This window comes from Amycolatopsis speibonae, assembly GCF_042647925.1.
Classification (GTDB): Bacteria; Actinomycetota; Actinomycetes; order Mycobacteriales; family Pseudonocardiaceae; genus Amycolatopsis; species Amycolatopsis speibonae.
This window is the reverse complement of the sequence record NZ_JBHRWK010000038.1, coordinates 75,097-97,632: the sequence shown is the minus strand read 5'-3', so window position 1 is coordinate 97,632 and position 22,536 is coordinate 75,097. Positions and strand designations below refer to the sequence as shown.

The following is a 22,536-nucleotide window of genomic DNA, read 5'->3' as shown; positions in this document are numbered from 1 at the left end:
AACCCATGTCATCAAAGTTCATATGTATGCCGTATCTCGACGGCCGCCCGCCCGCCCGCCACGAAAAGCTTCGCCATGGACACAAATCCCTCTCGCTTTCGTGTCGCAACCTGTGGGAAAACCACAGTATCTCACCTTGGATGACGCACACGCCACGTAACCGGACGATCCTCATTTCACGTCGTCAACGATCATCCGAGTGAACTGATGACCAACTTCACCAACAAGATAAGACACGGATCTCAGCACGGTTGGCACTTTTGTAGCACACCGCCGGAGGCGCAGATGCGGTTGCGACTTGACCTTTTCGGTCCGGTTCGAGCCTGGCGCGGCAGCCAGGAAGTGGTACTCGGGTCGGCCCAGCGCCGAACCCTGCTGGCCGTCCTGGCCTTGCATGCGAACCAAGTTGTCACGCGCACCGAGCTCATTGACGCCATTTGGGGCGAAAAGGCACCGTCCAGCGCCAATGGCAGCATCTACACCTACATCTCTTCTCTCAGGTCCGCGCTGGATCCCGAGCGCACCCGACGCGAGGCGGCAGAGGTGCTGGCGTCCAGCGGCGCGGGCTACTGCCTCCGCGTCGACGCGGAATCGATCGACGTCGTCCGGTTCGAAAACCTTCGCGAACGGGCGCGAATGTGCCAGCGCGGCCAAGACACAGCCGGCGCACTCTCCGCGCTGGACAAGGCGCTCGCACTCTTCCGTGACGACCCCATGGCCGGCCTCACGGGCCCCTTCGCGACGACTCAACGTGAACGACTGCAAGAACTACGCCTCGACGCCGTCGAACGGCGCGCCAAGCTCATGCTCGACACCGGCGAACACCAGCAGGTGCTTGCCGACCTCCACCCCTTCGCGGCGGCTCACCCGATGCGAGAAGGGCTGCAAAGTCTCCATCTACTCGCGCTTTACCGATGTGGACAGCGAAACGAAGCACTGCGGGTGTTCGAAGGACTTCAGGCCAACACCATCGAAGAACTCGGCATCGAACCGGGAGCCGACCTTACTCACCGGTACGAGCAGATCCGAGTCGACGATCCGGCACTGTGGCGAAAGCTGGCTTGCACACCGCGCCCTTCGATCACCGCACGCCCACCGCAGGTCGATCCTCCCGCCCTGCTCGTCGGCCGGAGTTGCGAACTGGCTTCCATCAGGACATCGCTGAGCAGGCTCGCCAACGGGCACGGGAGCTCCCTGTGGCTGGAGGGTGAACTCGGTATTGGCAAGTCGGCGCTGATCGCTTCGGGTCTCGCGAACGTCGTGGACTGCGAGATCGCGATGGCTTCCGCGGATGAACCGGGTCAGCGTGTCCCACTACGGCTCATTCTCGATTGCCTGAGCATCGGGACGAATTCGCCGGATCCCCGCCGCCGCGAGGCGGCACGCGCCATTCGCCATATTTCTCCTGACGACGACGAAGCCCTCCTCGGGGCGGTAGACCTGATCGTCGATCTTGTCATCGACCTGTGCCGCGAACATCCCATCATCCTTGTTATGGATGATTTGCACTGGGCGGATCCTAAGAGTCTCTTAACTTGGCAGCGGCTCGCGACCGAATGCACTCGGGCTCCTCTACTGTTGATCGGCGTGAGCCGACGAATGCCCCGCGATCACCAGCTCAACGAGCTGCGTTCAAAAGTTGCGAAAACGGGCACCTGCGTCCACAAACTGTCAACGCTCTCATCGGACGAAGTGCACGACCTCCTCGCTGGTCTCACCGGCGCCGCCCCGGGGCCGGCTCTCCTCGAACTCGGCCGGACCGCGGCGGGGAATCCGCTCTTCGTTCAGGAGATCGTTCGGGCACTTGGTGGGAACGAGGCGCCTGAGCCCGTCGGCACAGACGGAAGGCCGGCGATTCCTCAGACCGCCTTGGACGCGCTCAACCGACAGCTGGGTTTTCTGTCCTCCGCCGCTTCGGAGGTTCTCCGCTGGGCGGCCTTGCTCGACCGTTACTTCACACACGACGATCTCGCGGCTGCGTTGGGGCGTCCCGCGGAGGCCTTGAACCGCATTCTCCGCGAAGTCGAGGATGTTGGTCTGGTGGTCCGCTCGCGCGGCAAGCTCACCTTCAAACATCCGGTCATCCGCGAAGCGTTGTACGCCCGGACACCGACATCGATCCGCCTGGCGTTGCACAGGCAACTGGCGGAGACCCTCGCGTCGGCAGGCGCTCCGATGGAGCGCGTGGCTTCCCAGCTTCTGGCAGCGCCGATACCCGTCGACAAGTGGATCTGCGAATGGCTTGCCCGCGAGGTCTACAACCTCGCGGGCCGGGTACCTCTGTCCGCCATGCGGTTGCTCCAGAAGGTGAACACCTCGGGCACCGTTCCTCCGGCGCTTCGCGAGGACCTCGGAGTCGCGACGGCGAGAATCATGCTCTGGCTCGAACGAGACCTCACAACCGAAGCGGGCCAGGTCGCCGCGCGAACCAAGAACCCGGATGTGGTGGCGGAGATGCGCTGGCTTCTGGCGTACTCGCGCGTGCTGCGCGGCGACGTCGACCAAGCGGCAAGGAAGGTCAAGGAAGCTTTGCGCGACCACGACACGCCTGCGCATTGGCGACCGTTGCACGAAGCCCTCCTGTCCCGGACGCGAGTGGAGTGGTGGCCGGTCTGTACGTCCGAGGGTGCCGAAGCCGTGGCACGAATTCCCGCACAGCGGACGTCACCGAAATTCAATGCCAGGGACTCGTACTGGCTGGGCCGATGGGACGACCCGCCGGCAGAACTCACCCACCGGCTCTGTGGGGGGCCGACGCTCGCACTGCACACACTGGGCCATCCGACGGCCCTGCGGCAGCTCAGCGGCGTCGCGGCGGCGATCGCCGCGCACCGAGGCTCCCCGGAGGACGCGCGTACCCATCTGATGTCCATCTGGGCCCTCGCACCTGCCGGCGAGTTCGGTACCGACGGCACTGATTTCATCATCGCCACCAACGCGCTACTGGCCGAAATGCAGAATCGGCCGACCGTCGCGTTCAGCCTGCTCGCGAGCATGCTGGAGGTCGAAAACGGAGCCGTCTGCCCCTGGATGCCGAGCCTGGTCCGGCTTGCTGTCGACCTGGACGAACACGACCACGCCAAGCTCGCGACAGTGCTGTGTGAACGTACTCCCGGTCAGGAAGCAGCCGCCCTGAGGTGCCGGGCATTGCTCGACGGAGACCCCACTAGCGCCCTCACCGCGGCCGCTCAGCTGCGCGTATCCGGTAACCGATTCGGCGAAGCTCAGGCCATGGAGGACGCTGCGGCGCTGCTGGCGAGAAGCGGCAAAATGGTCAAAGCCGGGGCGGCATTGTACGTGGCGTTGAGTGGCTACGACGAGCTCGGTGCCGTGCTGGACGCCCGGCGTGCGAAACAACGTGTCGCCACCGAACGACAACGGACGATCGCATGACGGCTGGCAAGCTGCGAGTAGAAGCGCTCGGTTCGCTCCGTGCCTGGCTCGGCGACCAGGAACTCGCGCTGGGGCCGGCACGCCAACGCGCGGTCTTCGCCGCGTTGGCGACGCGCGCGGTCACGCAGCCGATGAGCAGGGCCGAGCTGATCACAGCGGTGTGGGGCGAAGCCGCGCCCGCGAGTGCCAACGGGAGCGTGCACACCTACGTCTCGGGACTCCGGCGGATCCTTGAACCGAGTCGGACCAGGTGGTCGACGGACGGCCTTCTGCTGTCGGACGCGTCCGGCTATCGGCTCAATGTCGGCAGCGATTCCCTCGACGTCCACGTTTTCGAGCAGCAGTGCGACACGGCCAGGACGCACTGGCAGACGGGCGACGCCGCCAGCACGGTGGACACTTTGAACCGAGCTCTCGCGCTCTGGAGCGGAGAGGCACTCTCCGGTGTTCCCGGACCTTATGCCGAGTCCCTTCGAACAAGCCTGGCCGAGCACCGGATCCTCGCCCTCGAAATGCGCGCCGCCGCTCTTTTGAAGCTGGGCACCTATGACGATCTCGTCCCGGAGCTGACCGTCCTGGTCCGGGAGCATCCGCTACGAGAGTCCTTGTGGCAATCGCTGATGCTCGCCTTGCACCGCAGCGGCCGGACCACAGAGGCGCTGGACGCGTTCCGAAACGCCCGGGACATCTTACGGCGAGAGCTGGACATCGCCCCCGGCCCGGAACTCGCCCAGGTTCACCAGCAGATCCTGACCAACGATCAGGCACTGACTCCGGCACTGTCGGAGACGGACCCCGTCGATGAACTGCTCGCTGTGTTCCCGGGGCAAGTGGCCCACGCCATCGAAGAACGACGGACCACCCCGCATTTCTGCCGTGGACGTGAACCCGAGATCGCCCGGCTCCGGTGTCTGGCCGATGAAGTGGTGAGCGGGAACGGCCGGACCGCTTGGATCGAGGGTGAACCCGGCATCGGCAAATCGGAGTTGCTGACAACGGCCCTCGCAGACCTCGGCGAACGCGGGTGCCATGTCGCGTGGGCCGCTGCCGGCGAGCTGGGTCAGCTGTTCCCGCTCCAAGTGATCATGGAGTGCCTGGGTCTGGAAATCGACGAAACCGCGACAAGGTCCTCGGAGACGGACGTCGATCTGGTGGCGACGACCGCGGATCGGATACTCGCCTACATCGATCAACTCTGTGCCACGGCTCCGCTGGTGATGGTCATCGACGACCTTCACTGGGCGGACGACGCGAGCGTACTCATGTGGAACCGGCTTTCGACCGCTGCCCGCCAGCTTCCGCTGCTGCTTGTCGCGGCCTCACGCCCGGTACCTCGGCGTGTGGAACTCGGCCAAGTGCGCCGCGCGGCCGAATCACGAGGCCTCGAGATCGTCGAGCTCGGTCCTCTAGCGGATACCCACGCCGAGGACCTGATCAGTGATCTCCTCGGTGCACAGCCTGACGAGGAACTGCGATCGCTCGTCGTGAAGGCCGCGGGGAACCCGCTGTACCTCCGAGAGGTGACCGGAGCACTTGTACGTGACCATGCCCTCGAGACCGTCGACGGAATCACGAAAGTTCGGAGCGGCACGGCCTGGCAGGCGCCCGATTCCCTGCTCGAGGCGGTCAGCCGAACACTTGATCAGGTAGACGAGGTCGCGAAAGAGACACTACGCAGGGCAGCCGTCCTGGGCATGGAATTCGGGCTGGCGCAGGTCGCGGCGACAATGGACAAGATGCCCTCCGAGCTGATCGCGGCTTTCGAAGACGCCATGGAAATGCGGATCATCGTCGACACAGGGACCCACCTGGCGTTCCGGCATCCCATGCTGCGGTGGGCGCTTTACCATGAAATTCCCGACGGCGCGCGGGCCGATTGGCATCGCCGCGCCGCCAAAGCCCTCGCGGGAATAGGTTCGGGAGTCGAGCACGTCGCGCAACAGCTCGTGGCGGTACCGGCGGCGGTGGACGACTGGGTGATCGACTGGCTGGTCGATCACCACATGCCCCTGGCGAACCGCGCCCCGCTCATCGCGACGACCATCCTGCACAGGTCGTTGGACAACTGCACCGTCCGCGATCCACGTCGCGAGGTACTCCTGGCCGCGTATGTCCTCCTGTTGTTCCGGCTCGATCAAGAACCTTTGGAACAGGCACAAGAAGCCATGGTTTCGAGCCAGGATCCGGACCGGGCGGCGGAGATGCGGCACATCGCGGCGGCGATGTTGCACCGCCGAGGGGAAACCGAAGAAGCCATCGCGCTGCTGGAAGGCAACGATTCGCCCACTACACCATCGCTCTGGCGGAAACGACGGCGGGCTCTGCTGGCGAATTTCAGTCGTGGCCGCCTCGACGATCTGGGCCGTACCGCCCGGAAGGCGCGGCAGACCTACCGCACCGCGCTCGCCGACGGCGAGCCGTATCCGATCGGCCATGCCCTCCAGACGCTCTGGCTGGTCGAATCGATCCACCGCGACCATGGTGCGGCGTTGCGCCATATCGACCGCGCCATCACCACAGTGGAAGGCCAGGCCGACAACGCGGAGTTCTACTTCGATCTGCTCGACAACCGGATCTTCACCCTCCAGAACCTGGATCGCCTGGAAGAGGCGCGGAAAACCCTGTACACCGCGAGACGCGCGGCCACGAAATACTCGTTGCCCCACGGCCTCCAAGTCTCATCTGCCGTGCAGGACTACTGGCGCGGCAGTTGGGACGACGCGCTGGCCGAACTGGACACCGTCAACGAAGACGGGCCCGCGATAACCTTTCACGGTCTTCGAGAACCGGGTCCGCCTACTCTCCTTCTCCACGGCCTTGCCGGATTGGTCTGCGGGCGCCGGGGCGACACCGAAGAAGCGGCAGCCCACCTCTACGCGGCCGCCGGACGCCTCCCGGTCACGGACTCCGAGCGAGAAAGTTGCGACTTCTTGCTGGTCGCACGCTCGCTACAGGCAGAACAGGACGGTGACCTGGCGAAGGCCATCGACATCCTGGCACCGATAATGGATCCGACCTACGCCCAGATGATGCTTCGTCATCAATGGTTGCCGTGGCTGGTCCGGCTCGCCCGAATACACGGCCGGGAGCAAATCGTGACCGACGCACTCGAGGTCTGCAAAGAGGAAGCCATTAAGGAGGTGGTGCCGGCACGGGCCACCGCTGCCGCCCAGTGGTGCGAGGCGCTCGCATCCGGGAATCCGGAACCGCTGCTGCAGACCATCGTGCACTTCGGCAACGTCGGGCGGACGATCGAGCGAGCGTCGGCTCTAAGCGATGTCGCCGTCCTGTTGGGCGCGGAAAGGCGACGGGACGAGGCACAGGACGCGGCGGACGAAGCGATCAGGGAATTCGGCCGATTGGGTGCGGTGTGGGACATGCAGTACTTGGAGAGCAGGATGTGCGAGTACGACATCACCCCGCGTACGCCCGAGGTCTCGCAGCCGACTCGCGGGTGGTCGTCGTTGACGCCGGTCGAGCGTGAGATCGCGGAACTGGTCAGTCGAGGGCGCTCCAACCCCGAGATCGCCGACACGCTGGTGCTACCCCGCAGGACGGTTCAAGCGCACGTCACGCGAATTCTTGCCAAGCTCGGGCTCACGTCTCGGAGCGGACTCGCCGAGAGGATGCGGGAACCACCTCCCGTCAGTCAGGTAACGCGTTCGTCTCTATGACGCGGGCGTAGTAGTAGGCGCTGTCCTTGATCCGCCGGTCGAGACCATCGGCGAAATCAACGTGGACCAGGCCGAATCGCTGCGTATAGCCGAGCGCCCATTCGAAGTTGTCCAGAAAGGACCAGACGACGTAAGCACGGACGTCCGCTCCCGCACGGATCCCGTCGAGTACCGCGTGCAGATGCTCGTGGAGATAACGCTCACGCTCTTTGTCGTGGACCCGGCCGTCCGCCTCGACCTTGTCCTCGAATGCGGCACCGTTCTCGAGGACTGCCAACGGGATACCACCGGCGTACTCGTGCAGCCAAGTCAGAAGGCTCGTCAACGCCCCTGGTGCCTGTTCCCAGCCGAACGACGTCAACGGTCCTCGCGGCGGGAGGACGTCCACTCCGCGGAGACCCGGTAACCGGCAATTACTCACAGCCTCAGGGTCATCCAAAGGAAGCACTCTGGCCGGGGCGTAGTAGTTGACACCGAGCCAATCGACCGGCTGCGCGACGAGATCGAGGTCGCCGTCGCGGATCGCCGATGTCCACTCACCCAGATGACGGGTATCGGCCACGACATCCGCCGGATAACCCCTGCCCAGCATGGCGTCGAGGAAGAAGCGATTGTGCAGGCCGTCGAATTTACGCCGTGCTTCCGCATGCCGGCGGTCGTCGACGTCGGCCAGGGCCGGCGAAAAGTTCAACGCCAAGCCGAATTCCTGCCCTGTCCGTGAACCCGCCCTCAACGCCTGCATGGCCAAACCGTGTCCGAGCATCAAGTGGTGCCCTGCTTGCAGCGCGAGAACGTCATCCTGGATACCCGGTGCGTGTACGCCGATACCGTAGCCAAGGAACGCGGCGCAGAAGGGCTCGTTGACCGTCGTCCACTGGTCGACCCTGTCCCCCAGCGACCGTTGGACGAGCGCGGCGTAGTCAGCGAACCGGTAAGCCGTGTCCCGAGCAGGCCAGCCACCTTCGTCTTCGAGTGCCTGGGGCAGGTCCCAATGATAGAGCGTCACTGACGGATTGATTCCGCGCCCCAGCAGGGCATCGACCACGCGATCATAGAATTCGAGCCCGCGAGGCTCCGGATTGCGACCATCAGCCATCACCCGGGGCCAAGACACGGAGAACCGGTACTCCGGAAGGCCGATCTCGGCCATCAGGGCGATGTCGGCCTCGTACCGGTGAAAGTGATCGCAGGCCACCTCCGCTGTATGGCGAGAGTGGATGCTGCCTTCGGCGGCGGCGAACGTGTCCCACACCGACGGGCCTCGCCCATCCTCGGTCACACCCCCTTCGATCTGGAACGCCGAGGTACCCGCTCCCCACCGGAAACCGGCCGGAAACCGATACCGCAGTTCGTCGTTCACCGCTTCTCCTTTCCTCGCTTCGATTCGACACCCGGCACACCGCGTAAAGTCCCGCTGACGATGTGCCGCGAGAGCAGGACGAACAGTACGATCACCGGGAGCACTCCCAAGGTCGTTCCGGTGAGCATCAAGGCATAGTCGGTGTAGTAGCCGCTGGCGAGCGTCGAGAGCGCCACCTGGACGGTCGGGCTTTCATTCGGGTCCAGGACCGCGAGAGGAAAGAAGAAGTCGTTCCATGCCGCCATGAAGGTCAGCATGCCCAGGACGGCGGCTTGCGGCCGTATCGCGGGCAAGACCACGTGCCAGTAGGTCTTCAAGATCGAGCAGCCGTCCATCGCGGCCGCGTCGACCAAGTCACGGGAAACCGCCTCCTCGCAAGTCTGACGCATCCAGAAGACACTGAAGGCGCTTACCAATCCCGGAACGATCACCGCGGGAAGCCGGCCATACCAGCCCAAGTCGCTCACCACGATGTACATCGGGATTATCCCCAGCTGAGACGGCACCATGACCGTGCCGATCACGAACAGGAACAGCGTGTTACGACCGGGGAAACGGAGTCGAGCGAAGGCGAAGCCTGCCAGGCTGGCCAGCAGCACGTTGGACACCATCACCGTACCCGAAACGATCGCGGAATTCTCCAAGGCGAGCCAAAAATCGACCTTGTCGAAAACCGATCGCAGATTCTCGAAAAGATGCCCTCCGGGGGTCAACGGCGGAGTCCGTTCCGCGATCGCGGAACCATCACTGGTAGCCACCACGAACGACCAGTACAGCGGAAAAACCGAGGTCACGGCCACTGCCAGCAACGCGAGGTAAACGACGAAGCCAGGTCGGCGACGTCCCCTCCGGGCCCCGGCGCGGCGGGGCGATTCGGTGCTCTCGATGACCGCCATCAGCCGCTCCCGGCAATACGACGGGCCAGAACGACACCGGCCAGCGCCAGCACCACACTGGCCAGGAACACCACCCAGGCGATCGCGGCGGCATAGCCGGCGTCGAACTGTGTGAAGCCCTTTTCGTACAAGTACATGATCAGGGTCTGGAACTGACGGTCGTCACCGCCGGTACCGGCGACCCCGGAAGAGTCGAACAGTTGTGGCTCGACAAAGATCTGCATCCCGCCGATGGCTGAAACCACCGTGGTGAACACGATCGTCGGCCGGATTCCGGGCACCGTTATCGAGAAGAACTGCCGCCAGCGTGAGGCACCATCGAGCTCGGCGGCCTCGTAGAGTTCGGTCGGCACACTCTGCATCGCCGCCAGATACAGCAGGGAGTTGTACCCCGCCCACCGCCAGATCACGATCAGCGCGATCGCCGGCTGTGCGGACCAGCCTTGCGCTTGCCAGTCGAGCGGTGACATGCCGAACAAGCCGAGCAGCCAGTTCACCACTCCGAAGTCTCGCCCGAACAGTTGAGCGAAGATCAAGGCGATCGCCGCCACCGAGACGACGTTCGGGAGCAACACCACCGAGCGCCAAAAGGCCCTCGCGCGCAAGGGGCGGTCCAACAGGGCCGCGATGCCGAGTGCGAGCGCGATCTGCGGCACCGTCGAGAGCAGGAACAACGTCACCGTATTGCTCAACGCGTTGTAAAAGTGGCTGTCGCCGAACAACTCCGAAAAGTTCCGCAGCCCGACGAAGCCCTGATCCCCGTTGATCAGCTGCCAATCATGCAACGATACCCAGAACGTGTACAGCAGAGGAAACAGGCCGAACACGGCAAAGAGGACGAAAAACGGCGTCACCAGCAGGATCGGGGTCGCCCGCCGATCCAGCGATGCCAGCAGATCCCGCTTACGAGACCGCGGCACGGGCTTCCGCGACCGCTTGGTTCCACGCGGCGTCCAGCGACTGTTTACCGGACTCCACCCGGCCTAGCGCGGTGCCGAATGTCGGCCGTACCACTGCGTCCTTGAGACCACGATAGTTCGGCTGCAGCGTGTCGGCGGACGCGGCGTAGATCCGACCGATGGGCGCGCCGCTGAAGTACGGATCGACCTTTTCGAGGACCGCCGGCGAGCGATAGGCAGCCGGCTCGCTCGGCAGAATGTTGGACGCCGAGAACAGACGGATCTCCTGTGCCGGATCAGTGAGCCATTTCGCCAGTTCATAAGCCTGTTGTGGATGCTCGCTCTGCGCGGGAACCGTGAGGAAGGAGCCACCATTGTTACCCCCTCCACCGGGAACACTCGCGACATCCCACTTTCCGGCATTCTCCGCGCCGCCTGCCTCCTGGATCTGCGTCAGCATCCACGCCGGGCACGCGATGGTCGCGAAGCTGCCCTGCTTGATCGCGACGTTCCACGGCTGGGTGAAGGGTGTGACACGAGCCGTCTGCCCTTTGGCACCGATCTGCCCGGCGAGGGTGAACGCACGCTGAAGGCCTGGGTTCCTGTCCGCGATAAAGGAGTCGTCCGAGGCGGAGAAGAAGTTTTCCGGCGATTGATTGAGGATCGCTGTGTAAATGCCACCGGCCGAGTCGGCGAACTTGGTCGCGGGGACCTTCGCGGAAAACTGGTCGGCCACCCTCGCGTAGTCCTCCCAAGTGGGCCACAGGCGAGACACGGCGTCACGATCCGTCGGCAGGCCGGCCTGCCCGAAGTAGTCCTTACGGAAGCACATCGCCAGGCTGCCCATATCGGTACCAAGACCCAGCACAGCCCCTGCGGGGCCAAGCCCCTGCTCCCATTTCCACTGGGGCCACCGGGTCTGCAGGTCGCGGGCCCCGAACCGGGCCAGATCTACGAACTTCGCGGCCGATTGCCGGAACTGGGGCATGTACTGCTCTTCGATAGCCAAGATGTCCGCCGCGCCTCGCCCAGCGGCCATCTGCGTCGCGGCGCCCTTGTGATGGGCCTCGAACTCGGCGACTCGGCTTTCGATCCGGATGCCGGGATGCGCGGCCTCGTACTCCTTGAGAAGCGGGTCGTAGCCGAACTCACCGAAAGTGGCGATAGTCAGCTTGACGGTACCCTCAGCCTCGGACGCACATCCTGCCGCCAGGACCACCGCGAGCAAGGCCGCCGTCAAGTACTTCAGCTTGTCGACCGGGTTGAAAACCACGCTATTTCCTCTCACCCGCAACGAAGGACCGCTAAGGTTGGAAGTCGGGCGGTGCTAGATCAAGCCGGCACGCATGGCGTAGGCGACGGCATGGGGCCGGTTTCGCAAGTTCAGTCGGCTGGTCAGTCCATAGATGACGTTCTTCACCGTCCGCGCGGAGTAGCAGAGCTTGACCGCGATATCGACAGTGTCGTGCCCCTCCGCCATGAGCCGCAGAACATCGACCTCACGCGGCGTCAGACCGGCGGATTCGAAACCGCGCGGAGGTACGACCTCCTCTTTAAGGCGCCGGACACTGTCGATCAGCTGGTCCATGAGGTCCGTCGGCAAGCGGCGCTGTCGCGGCACGGAAAGAATGGTCTCGACGAGAGAGTCTCCCGACGTCTTGGCACGCGCAAGTACGGCCACCACCTGACATTCAACCGCGGTCAGAATGTCGTTCTCTCGCATCTCGCCGGCCAGCAACACCTTCGGAACGCCAACTGGACCGGCTTCGCTTTTCAGATCCGCCACCACCTGGGGTGTCATCCGGTCGATCTGGACGACCAGCACATCCCTCTCGGTCAACTGGTTCCGATCCACCACTACCAGTTCCGGCCGAGTCCGCAGGAAGCTCCCGAGGCCGGCCTGCATGATCGGATCGACCGTCTGCACCGCAACGCGTACCGGTTCCACTGTGTAGTCCTTCCCACACTCAACCACCCCTTGGTCAGAAGCATGCGAGAGCGGACTTCACGATCTCTCAATGCCCTGGCCAGAGCATTGAGAGATCGGCGGCACTGCGTCTCTCGGCACTCGATGGATCGATCGCCGCCCAGCCGGCGTCAACAGGTGCAGACGATATCGGGCGAGATCCGGGACTTTTGGACAACACTTCCGCCCCCGCGCGCACCGCACAGTGGCTTAGAGTGGTCGAATCGTGGCACTCAGTTGGCCCCTGGGCAGGGCGCTTCATTCCCCCCGGTGAACCTCTGCCCTCGGTGAACACAAGCCCCGCGGAAGTGCCACGAATGAGGAAGACGACAGCGGTCTACTGACCCGGCAACGACCCCGCCGAACCGGTGGGCCGCTGTCGCTTCGACCAAGCCGGCGCCTGATGTCAGGCCGGATCCTCGAGGAGCTTTCCACAGCCATCGAGAAGCTGACGGAGCCCCACCTCGAACGGGTCGTCGACCTCGGATCGAAGGTCGAGGTCTCGCAGGTTCGAAATAAAGGGCACAAGGGGCGAGTGCGCCTCCGCTTGCTTCTCTGACTCCTCACCGAACGAGGGGTCACCCCGTAGACACGCCGACAAACCCTCCTTACCAAGCAGGTTCGCCGCGGCGCCGTGCACGAAGCTGTGCAGAAGCACATACTGCCGCAGGGCCGCCGGTGAATCCATCCCCCAGCTTACGAGCGCACTGAAGGTCCACGCCATATGCCCGACGACATTCGGCAACCGCAGCTGTCTGCCGAGATTGACCTGAACCAGCCAAGGATGGCGCCGGTAGCCAGACCACAACGACCTCGCCGAGGCATCGAGCCGGGGACGCCAGCCTTCCAGACCATCGGCCGGGATCATTTCGCCGAAAGCCGCGTCCGCCATCAGAAGGACGAGTTCCTCCCTGCTCTTCACGTAGTGATAAAGCGACATGACAGCACCGTCCAGCCGGGCGGCGATGGCTCGCATGGATGCCGCGTCCAAACCGCTGACGTCCGCGATGTCGGTGGCGGCCTCGACGATCCTCTCGCGAATGCGCCACACAGCCTCCTGGGTCGACCCCCCGGCGACCAACGTCCAAGCGCCCGGCACAGCCTCGACCAGCCCTTCCTCCCGGAGGATCGCCAACACTTTCGTAGCAGTGGCATGGGCAACGCCCCATTTCTCCGAAATCGCGCGCGTGGACGGTACACGGTCACCTGGTGCCAGTTCTCCGCTCACGATGTGCTGGCGGATATCCGCGGCGATCAGCTTGGACGGCGAGTCAGCCCTCGTTTTTCCCCGTGCCACTGGGTTCCCTCCCCTCTCCTGGGCCAATCACCATTGGACGAGCCCTTCGATACGCGGCCACGAGCCGCCACGTGCCCCGGTGACAACCGCGCCGAATTCCCTCGGTCAAGGCCGGAGCAGCAAACGGAGTGGGTCACCATCGCCTTCACGCACCTTGCGCAAGCCCTCCGATACTTGTTCCAGCGGCACGATCGCAGTGATCGACGCAGAGACATCAAGCCTGCCGCGCTCGAGGAGCTCCACCAGATCCTTCAAATGCTTCACGCTGTACCCGCTGTGACTCAGGATGGTCTGCTTGTTGCGCACACCCGCGAACTCCGGCTGAGAGTGGTATATATCCGGCGAGGATCCCACCATCACCAGGCGTCCTCGTTCACCGAGCACCTCTCGAGCCTGCCTGCTGGTGGACGTACTTCCTACAAAGTCGAATGCCACGTCCAGACCAAGACCCTTCGTGATCTCCCTGATATACGACGTCATGTGTCGATTGGCTGGATCGAGTGCCACATCCGCACCCAGCTTCAGCGCCCTCTCTCGAGCCACGGGACATTCGTCAAGCGCAACGATGGGTGACGCACCGCAAATACGGGCCAACTGCACCATATGCGTACCGAAACTGCCGAGCCCCCAGACACCGACGGCTTCAGCGGGCCGCAGCCTTGCGGTATCGAGAGCTCCGTATGGAGTGGATACAGCCCCGGAAAGCACTGTCGCGTATTCCAGCGGGATCGAATCGGGCACAGCGACCAGCGCAGTGGCGGAGGTGACAGTGTACTCCGCCCACGCACCGTCGTAGTGGGTCGCCATCATTTGAGGCTCCGTACAGTTGTCAGCACCACCTCCCATTCTGCAGTCGGCGCAACTGCGGCACTCCCGCACCGCCGTCATGACCACCCGATCGCCAGGCGACCAGAACTTCACACGCTCGCCGACCGCCATGACCAAACCCGCCGCCTCACGACCTGGCGTGAAGACCGGCGACACGGGCTTTACGCGACCCTCGATCCTGTTCACGTCGTACTTGCCGACACCGCAAGCCACCACCCTGACGACGACCTCATCCAGATCGGGAACAGGCAGCGGCACTTCATCGACGGTCAAGGCGCCGGTGTCCGAATCGAATCTCACCGCACGCATGGTGGCCGGAAGCTGTCCGTCCGCACCGATTTTCTCCATCACCGCGGCCCGCGGGCATGAGATCACGCGGTACGAAGAACCCTCCCCCATTGCCACTCTCCCTCGGACACTCAGCCGACGAGACCAGCCAGCGCCAGCCTGACCCAGCGCATGCGGGCCCTCATGGATTCAAGCCTCCGCCAGCAAATTCAGCAAGATAGGACCACCGGAGTCCGGTCTTTCGGCGTGAAAAGCTGCCCAAAACTCCCCTGTATCTCTCCGCAGCTCCCAAAGGCGGTTAAATCTGTTATTACCGTCAGCGAGCAGTGAAAGGGAAGGTATGAAGCCCGAATCTGCGGCCCTTTACCTGATCATCCTCATGTCCGCGCTGGCCGGCTGCTCCGGCGAGTCCGGGCAGGCGCCTGCCCCTTCCCTTCCCACTGTCGACAGCAGGACGACGACGCTGCAGGGGTCCTTTCAGACTTTGAACCATCGTCCCGCCAATGACCAGACCGCCTTGCCTGCGTTGATCACCTACCGAACCGACCTCGTCCCCCCTGGGGCAAAAGTCACGGTCAGAGTCAGAACCGCCGGCAAGCAGACCTCGGTCACGATGACCACCAAGGGCCTGAACCCCGGTCGGATGTACACGGCCCACGCTCATGCCAAACCCTGCGGCGTCGATCCGAACGGGTCGGGGCCCCACTATCAGAACGTGAAAGACACGGTGCGACCTTCCGTTGACCCAGCGTACGCGAACCCGGCGAACGAGCTCTGGCTCGACTTGATGATCGACGCGAACGGACTTGGCGAAACGACCTCGAACGTATCCTGGATCTTCCGTGAGAAGGAAGCCAATTCCGTTGTTCTGCACGTCGGGCATACCAAGACCGCCGCAGGAGTGGCGGGCACCGCGGGCGAACGCATCGCCTGCGTGACCACCGAATTCGGGCGATAGCCGAACCGCCACTCGGCGGACCTACAGCTATCGGTGGATTTCTGCGTCGACAGTGGCAGGGAGTACAAGAGATCCTTGCCACAGGCGTGGCCCGTACCGGTCGCGAGCTGCGGCAACGGATGGCGCGTTCCGCACCTTCGAGGTAGGCAAGGAGACCTTCACAGCCACCTGGACCAATGGCACCTTTTGCCGACCGCCAATTGTCGCGCACAGCGCGGGGACAGTCAGCCAAAAACATCGCCGTGTCCAGTCAACGGTTCCGGCAGACGCGGGAATGCGCTGAATCCTGGGCTCCCGCGACAGATCCGAATGTCTCCACAAGGGCGATACGTTCAGCATGGACGGATGCGGTCGGTGGCTGATGTGACGGTGGAGGCGCCTGACGCGCACGAGGCGGGGAACCGGGGCGAAGTGAAGCTTCGTCACCCAGCTCCCCGCCTTGCCTTGCCTCGCAAAGGCCTACGATCCGAAGAACACCGAGGCGAGCTGATCGTCGAAGTCGATCGTGGCGAGGTCCGCGACATCACCGTCGATCACCACGGACCTACCTTTGCAATCCTTTTCGCTCCACAGCTTCAGGGAACCGCTCACCGAGACCGACGACGTGACATTCGGGCGTGCCACGTTTTTGCAGCCTGGCCCCGCGATACCCTGCGAAGGCTCGTTGTCACTGAAGTTCTTGCCGTCGAACAGGATCGCACTGGTCGAACTCTGCCGATCTTCCGGAGCGGCCTGCTCCGGCGGCGCAGCTTCGGCGGGAGATTCGTTCAACCTTTGGGCTTTCTGCCCTGCCGGTGCGACGCCGAACCAGGTTCCCCCGACACCCTGCCCCTTCGTGTCGCCAGGCTTGACGTCCTTCGCGAAGCGATAAACCGGCCAACCACCGATCGTGACCTGCAGCGATCCGTCGTTCCTCTTGACTGTCCCGACCGCGGACTTCTTGACCCCGGCGAGGAAGATCTTGCTCCCCGTGTTCACAAGCACCGGGGGCCACGTCTTCGCACATGCACCATCGCATGTGGACTTTGACGGTTTGGCCGTGTCCTTGTCGAAGCGGTAGAGAGTCAGGCCGGCACCGTTGACGACGACCGGGCCAAGGGCTCCCGCCTCGGCCGCCCTGAGCTGCACCCATGTCCGGGAGACCTCTTGCGTCGCCGTGTTCGGCGTACCGTCGGTTCCGACCGCCCAGTCGCCCGTGCCCGGTTGAGCGTTGTTGGCTTTTGCTGTCCCCGCGGCGAGGAGAACCGGGGATGCACCCGCATTTACCTGTGCGGCTTCCTGCGCCGGAGTCGAAGCAGGACTATCCGAACCGCAAGCCGCGAGCGACAGCGCCGCGGCGGCAATGAATACAACCGACGATACTGCTCGTTTACTGCGCATATCCTTCTCCCTGCAACCTTGGTTTCCAGATCTTCTGGAACCCCTACGTTATCGACACGCAAGCGTCACCCAAACGGTTCAGCGAAAATCAGTGTCTTATTTCCACGTAATTCAGGAAGAAAGTCACGAATGTTGCAGGTCAAGATTTCGAGGACTTCAGTCTAAAGATACTGCCCCTTGAGGCAATCGCGTCGCAGATCTAGGCGGCCAACTCTGTTGTCTCGGCGAGAACTGCGGCTCCTGCCTTTGTCACGACAGCTCTGGTCGACTTCCCGAAAGACACTTGCCGCTCTCCTTCGATGAGGCTCAGCTCCAGCAGCCGGTGAACCGCGGCATGATCGCACCATCCGCCGTCGACCGCGAGGTCCGGCTCACAACAGGCGATCAACATGCCACGTCCGGACGCCACAGCCCGTAAGATCGCATACTCCCGCTTGGTCAACTCCATCCCACTCACCCGTCTCGACTCGACTTTTCTTCCCTTCTACTGTCGGTCTCGTCACTTCATTACTTCTCTATGGACTGCCCGCTTGCGGGTCATCACAGGCCCTGCGGGTAAAATGGACAGTAGGTAAGGAAAAGGGCAACCATGACCTCGTCAGTTAGGGTGACCTCAGCTAGTTCCGCGATGGTGAGGTATGAGCTGGAGGTTGGAAAGAAATGGCCGGCGCTGATCGGACACTGTGGGTCGCCCTACTCGGCGACGTCGTTGCCCGCGCGGGAAGCCTGGCGATCCCCCTCGGCGCTCCCCGGCAGCGAGCAGTGCTCGCCATCCTGGCCACACGGGCAAATCAGACGGTTTCGCGCAGTGAACTGATCGACGGGGTGTGGGGAAGCTCTCCCCCCCCTTCCGTCGAGGGCAGTGTGCACACTTACATCCATGGGCTACGCCGAGCGCTGTCCGTGGCAGGCGAGGACATACTGACGAGGACCGGGTCGGGTTATCAACTCGCGATCGGCCCGGACGACCTCGATCTTGCCGTGGTCGAGACGCGGCTCCGACAGGCACGACTTGTCGCCGTGTCCGGCGACAAGTCGGCGGCGTCCGACCTCATCGCCGACTGCCTCAAGCTGTGGCGCGGCGTTCCGCTGTTCGGTATTCCTGGCCCATTCGCCGACACGGAACGCGTACGCTTGACCAAGCTGCGTTACCAGCTTGTCGAGGAGCGAGCCGATCTGATGCTCGCCACCGGCAGGCACCAAGAGTTGATCGCCGATCTGACCGAGGCCGTGGAAGCGGAACCTTTCAGCGAGCGTCTGCGCGCTCAGCACATGCTCGCCCTGTATCGAAGCGGACGGCGGGCAGACGCCCTGACCGAGTTCGACACGGTCCGGCGGCTGTTCATCGACGAGCTCGGGCTCGATCCCGGCGCCGAGCTCACGGAGCTGCACGTCCGGATGCTGCGCTCCGATCCCGATCTCGCACCGGCACCGGCACCGGCACGGGAGCCTCAATCGGGTTCGCCGATTCCCGCTCAGCTACCCCATGAAGTGCCCGACTTCGTCGGCAGGGCGAGCGAACTCGACCAACTCTCGGCCTGGCGGACCGCGACGGAATCGGTCGGTCACGCACTCGTGATATCGGCCATCGACGGCGTCGGCGGCATCGGCAAGACCTCACTCGCGGTGAGGTTCGCCCGGCGTATCGCGGGGGACTACCCCGATGGCCAACTCTATCTCGATCTCCGCGGGTTCGACCCGAGTCGTCCGCCCCTCACCACTGCCGACGCGCTCGGCCAGCTACTCTGGGCTCTCGGAAGCTCCAGCCGTCGCCAGGAGCCGGATGCGCTCTCCTCGCTGTACCGCAGCCTGCTTTCCGGCAAACGGGTACTCATCTTGCTGGACAACGCGGCGTCGACCGAACAAGTGCGTGAACTGCTTCCTGGGGAGTCGAACAGCCTCATTCTCGTCACCAGCCGTAACCGCCTTGCGGGCCTGGTCGTACGCGATGGAGCACGGCGCCTGACGCTCGGCCTGCTGCCTGAGGCTGATGCCCTGGAGCTGCTGCGCGGTACTGTCGGTCACGAACGCATCGACGCCGAACCGGAGGAGGCTGCGAGACTCGCCCGGCTTTGCGGCTACCTTCCGCTGGCTTTGCGAGTCGCAGCGGAGAAGATCTCTTCCAAGCCGGAGTCGACACTTCGCGCTCATGTCGAGAAGCTGAACGAGGAGCAGAGCCGCCTGGACGCGCTGGATGTCGATGACGACGAGATGTCGTCGGTCAGGGGCGTCTTCTCCTGGTCGTACAAGTCGCTCGAACCGGCGCTCGCCCGAACGTTCCGCTACCTCGGACTGGTGCGCGGCCCCGGCATCTGCGCCGCCGCTGTCTCCGCCTTGATCGACGAACCTGCCTCCGAAGCCGAGAAGCAGCTCCAGACCTTGAGTGATCAGCATCTGCTCGGCAGCTCGGACGGCCAATTCCATTTTCACGATCTCATCAGGGTCTACGCCGGCGAGCTTGCGCTCAGCGAGGAAACCCCGGAACAGCGTTCGTCAGCCCTTCGTGAACTCATGGTCTGGTACCTGTTCAGTGTGCGGGCGGCGTTGCTGTGTGTTCTGCCGGGCTTCCCGCTCGTCCCGCCGGGCGTACCGGAAACGCGGCACGCGCTGCCGAAGATCGACACCCGCGAGTCGACTTATGCCTGGTACGAAGTCGAAGCGCCGAACATCCTGGCACTTACCCAGCACGCGGCGGAGCTGGGTGAACACGAGATCGCCTGGCAACTCGCCTGGTGCATGTACGAGCACTACTATTCGACGGGCCTGCTCACCGAGTGGATCGAATTGCTGACGATCGGACTTTCCTCTGCTGAACAGCTGGAGGATCCGGAGCCACAAGCACGGATCTTGACGCAGATCAGTATCGCGTACTCCCGGATCGGACAGAACGAAACCGCGGTTCAGTGCCTTGAGCGCGGCCTCGCAATCATTCGCGGAACAGACAACCAGTACATCACGCTGCGCTTTTTGGTAAACCTGGCTTCGACATTGCGCGAAATGAAACAGTACAATGAGGGAATACGTTACGCACAAGAGGCAGTCGAACTGGCATTGAAAGGCGATGACCACTACACGAAAGCCGGAAGTCTCGATTCCCTGTGCGAACTGTACGCCGAGTCCGGCCAACCAGAAGAAGCACTCAAATACGGTGAGATCGGCCTCGAATCCGCGAAAGCAGCAGGCGCAGGCCTACTCGAGGCCAATATTCTTGTGAACATGGCTCACGCTCATCGCGATCTAGGCGATGTCACGTCGGCGACGCGGGAGTACGAGGCAGCCCTGGACCTCTGCGAAACACTGGGCGACCGCTACCACGAAGCGCTGGCGCTACTGGGAATCGCGGTACTTCATCGCCGGACATCCCGCTATGACGAAGCTCGTGAACCGGCGCAGCGCGCACTCGACATTCTCGTTCGTCTCGACGCCGAAGAGGTTGATGTCGCTCGCGCCTTGCTCTCGAACTTGGATACCGAAGGGCCAGCCGGACCGAGCTAATCGACTTCGTTCGACCTACGAGACGACTGTAGTATGACAGACTGAGATTTCGGCGGCAAACCTTCCCCACGCGTGCCTCTTTTGACCGAACGGCAGGGATGTTCCGGCAATACCGATCTCTTTCACCGGCCCACGCTTGAAGAAACTGTCCGCTGAATGCCGGAGACAACAGCAAGAAGCTACGGCCTTGATCTTCAAGATCACCGAAAGTAACTTAACCCGACAAAACCGGCCATGCCGTTGGGACGCACAGCAGGTAAAAGCGGCTAAATTGTCTTCCCCTATTTACCCGGTTTGATCGCCTAGAATAGGCGTACGTGGCCCTCGGTTGGCGCCTCGAAGCACAGGCGGTCTCTCTTGCGAGACTCTGCCTCCGCGGCGCACTAACGGCTTCCGAGGGTCATGGATGAACGACAGCGGCCCGCTCTCCGGCTACGACAACCTCCTGGAGAGCGGGTCGCTGTCGCCCGGTCAGAAGACGGGCTCTCCCCAGTCACCTTTTGCTCACCGGCTGGACCTTGCCGAGCGTCTTTCGGACCCCCTCAGCTCCCCGGAGACTCGGCGACAGCGCATGGCGGACTTTCGCCAAGACCAAACGAAAGTTTTCGAAGCCTTTACCCCAGCGAACCGCAGCGCATCTCGGATCATGACGGTATCCATGGGCAAGGAGAAAGCCTCAGCGGTTCCAAGGCCGAGCTCGACGCCGGGCCCGGGCCGACGGCCCGACCAGCGGCGAGCTGGACGAACTGGCGGCGTTGGAGGCGGAGAACCGGTGAACTATTTCAGGTCTCCCGAGCCGCCTATCACGCCCACCGCGGGCAGAGATCACACCACGGACGGAAACTGATCGCCCGGCTCATGCGAGCACAGGGCCTGCGCGGCCGGATTCGGCTCAGTAGCTCGCCTGCGCTTCAGACGGCTCAAGAAGTGGTCCATACCGGCCGATCGTCACGCGACGACTTCAAGGCTTCCATCGCGCGGCCGAGCGCAACGCTGTCCACGGCAGACGGGGGGCCGCCTGCGGCTTCGATGTGCGCGACCAGCTCGGGATCAGGAGCGAGCTGATGGTGCTCGAGGTAGTAGGCGACGGCATCGGTCCAAACCCAAGTACCGTCCGTCCGGAAACTCGTCGGCACCACAGCACCCTGTGCCGTATCCACGACGTCCTCCAGCATCGCCGTCGTGACGAGCAGCGCGGTTCCCGAACCGAGGTAAGAGATGAGCGCGTTCCGCGTGTCCTCATCGGTGATCTTCGCTCGGTCAGGCTCGAATCTGGGACCTGTCTCAGGATCAACCTCGTCGAAGATCCTTGCGACCTTGATCTCGACATCGCCCGCGGCCGACCAGAGGAGCTTCCCTTCCACTCGCACGGCAAGCTGGTAGTCCGGCCAGCTGCTGCGCACGGACAGCAGCTCGACCTGCGGATCGCGTTCCCCTGCCGCGATCAGCCGCGCCTGGATCCGGCCGACCAGTTCAGGCAGCTCGGCGGTACCGCTCTCCTCGTCGTCCACTTCGGCCACGTAAACCACCCGAGGTCGCGGATATCGCGCACCGCCCACAGGACGCCGCACGGCACTCCACAACGCTCGCATGCCGGGCTCCTCTTCGACCGCCGCCAGCAGATCCTCCGCAGCGAACGCGGCAACCGTCATGGGGCTGTTCTCACCCTCGCCCTCCTGGAGGTCCACCTCATGCCACTCCGCCGAGAAGCGCCACAAGAGGGGCGTGTTGTGAGGAGCGAGTTCGACCGCGTGCAGGACCTCGGGACTCACCCCATCGCTCTCCAGCAACTCGGTCAGCGTGTCGAGATCATCCTCGCTCAGCGGCAGCACTGTCCTCCTGCCCGCGAACGCGAGAACCTCCGCGACCTCGCCGCAGCGATCATCGGCCAGGAGGCTGCGTGCGCTGGCCAGCAGCTCGTCAGGCAACCAGCCGGCGACGCGCAGAAGTGTTTCGTGCAGCGCGAAACTGTAAGGGTGACTCATTCACCGCTCCCGGGTCGGCCAGGTTTATTCGACCATTCTGACTCGAACCGGTTGAAGCCTGCTGCCCGCATGCGGCCGGAGTGCCCAAAAGTACAGTTTCCACGAACATTCAGCCGC

The 22,536-nt window shown here is 63.6% G+C and carries 13 protein-coding genes; 4 read left to right on the top strand and 9 right to left on the bottom strand.

Annotated elements, in window-relative coordinates; all coding sequences use genetic code 11:
- Nucleotides 1-207 precede the first annotated feature (207 nt).
- Entirely contained in the window at nt 208-3,393 is a 3,186-nt protein-coding gene (locus ACFOSH_RS24610; RefSeq protein WP_378241404.1) for a BTAD domain-containing putative transcriptional regulator, read from the top strand.
- A gap of 197 nt (nt 3,394-3,590) precedes the next feature.
- Entirely contained in the window at nt 3,591-7,067 is a 3,477-nt protein-coding gene (locus ACFOSH_RS24605; RefSeq protein ID WP_378241403.1) for a BTAD domain-containing putative transcriptional regulator, read from the top strand.
- Here the strand turns inward: ACFOSH_RS24605 and ACFOSH_RS24600 are convergent.
- The 7 genes from ACFOSH_RS24600 to ACFOSH_RS24570 all read right to left on the bottom strand — a co-directional run bounded on the left by ACFOSH_RS24600 (nt 7,039) and on the right by ACFOSH_RS24570 (nt 14,712).
- Nucleotides 7,039-8,427 (bottom strand): GH1 family beta-glucosidase, encoded by a 1,389-nt coding sequence (locus ACFOSH_RS24600; protein ID WP_378241402.1) that lies wholly within the window; start codon nt 8,425-8,427, stop codon nt 7,039-7,041. The genes ACFOSH_RS24605 and ACFOSH_RS24600 overlap by 29 nt on opposite strands.
- Nucleotides 8,424-9,323, bottom strand: a complete 900-nt coding sequence (locus ACFOSH_RS24595; RefSeq protein WP_378241401.1) for a carbohydrate ABC transporter permease — start codon at nt 9,321-9,323, stop codon at nt 8,424-8,426. The genes ACFOSH_RS24600 and ACFOSH_RS24595 overlap by 4 nt, the downstream gene beginning before the upstream one ends.
- The gene (locus ACFOSH_RS24590) at nt 9,323-10,243 is read right to left on the bottom strand and encodes a carbohydrate ABC transporter permease (RefSeq protein ID WP_378241400.1); all 921 of its coding nucleotides are present in this window, start codon (nt 10,241-10,243) and stop codon (nt 9,323-9,325) included. The genes ACFOSH_RS24595 and ACFOSH_RS24590 overlap by 1 nt, the downstream gene beginning before the upstream one ends.
- Entirely contained in the window at nt 10,227-11,495 is a 1,269-nt protein-coding gene (locus ACFOSH_RS24585; RefSeq protein WP_378241399.1) for an ABC transporter substrate-binding protein, read from the bottom strand. The genes ACFOSH_RS24590 and ACFOSH_RS24585 overlap by 17 nt, the downstream gene beginning before the upstream one ends.
- A 54-nt stretch (nt 11,496-11,549) precedes the next feature.
- Complete coding sequence (locus tag ACFOSH_RS24580) at nt 11,550-12,170, bottom strand: helix-turn-helix transcriptional regulator (RefSeq protein WP_378241398.1); 621 nt, start codon at nt 12,168-12,170, stop codon at nt 11,550-11,552.
- 424 nt (nt 12,171-12,594) lie between these two features.
- A complete protein-coding gene (locus tag ACFOSH_RS24575; RefSeq protein ID WP_378241397.1) occupies nt 12,595-13,485 on the bottom strand; it encodes a GntR family transcriptional regulator in 891 nt (296 codons plus the stop codon).
- 105 nt (nt 13,486-13,590) lie between these two features.
- Nucleotides 13,591-14,712 (bottom strand): zinc-binding dehydrogenase, encoded by a 1,122-nt coding sequence (locus ACFOSH_RS24570; protein WP_378241396.1) that lies wholly within the window; start codon nt 14,710-14,712, stop codon nt 13,591-13,593.
- A gap of 229 nt (nt 14,713-14,941) precedes the next feature.
- Between ACFOSH_RS24570 and ACFOSH_RS24565 the strand changes: the two genes are divergently transcribed.
- On the top strand, nt 14,942-15,559 hold the full coding sequence (locus ACFOSH_RS24565; protein ID WP_378241395.1) for a superoxide dismutase: 618 nt from the start codon (nt 14,942-14,944) through the stop codon (nt 15,557-15,559).
- A gap of 459 nt (nt 15,560-16,018) precedes the next feature.
- Here the strand turns inward: ACFOSH_RS24565 and ACFOSH_RS24560 are convergent, their stop codons facing one another.
- Nucleotides 16,019-16,939 carry a hypothetical protein gene (locus ACFOSH_RS24560; protein WP_378241394.1) on the bottom strand — a complete coding sequence of 307 codons (921 nt, stop codon included), beginning with the start codon at nt 16,937-16,939 and terminating at the stop codon, nt 16,019-16,021.
- Between the two features lie 660 nt (nt 16,940-17,599).
- On the opposite strand from ACFOSH_RS24560, the gene ACFOSH_RS24555 reads away from it, so the two are divergent.
- Complete coding sequence (locus ACFOSH_RS24555) at nt 17,600-20,434, top strand: AfsR/SARP family transcriptional regulator (protein ID WP_378241393.1); 2,835 nt, start codon at nt 17,600-17,602, stop codon at nt 20,432-20,434.
- 920 nt (nt 20,435-21,354) lie between these two features.
- On the opposite strand, the gene ACFOSH_RS24550 is transcribed toward ACFOSH_RS24555, so the two are convergent.
- On the bottom strand, nt 21,355-22,419 hold the full coding sequence (locus tag ACFOSH_RS24550) for a hypothetical protein (protein ID WP_378241392.1): 1,065 nt from the start codon (nt 22,417-22,419) through the stop codon (nt 21,355-21,357).
- Between the last annotated feature and the right edge of the window lie 117 nt (nt 22,420-22,536).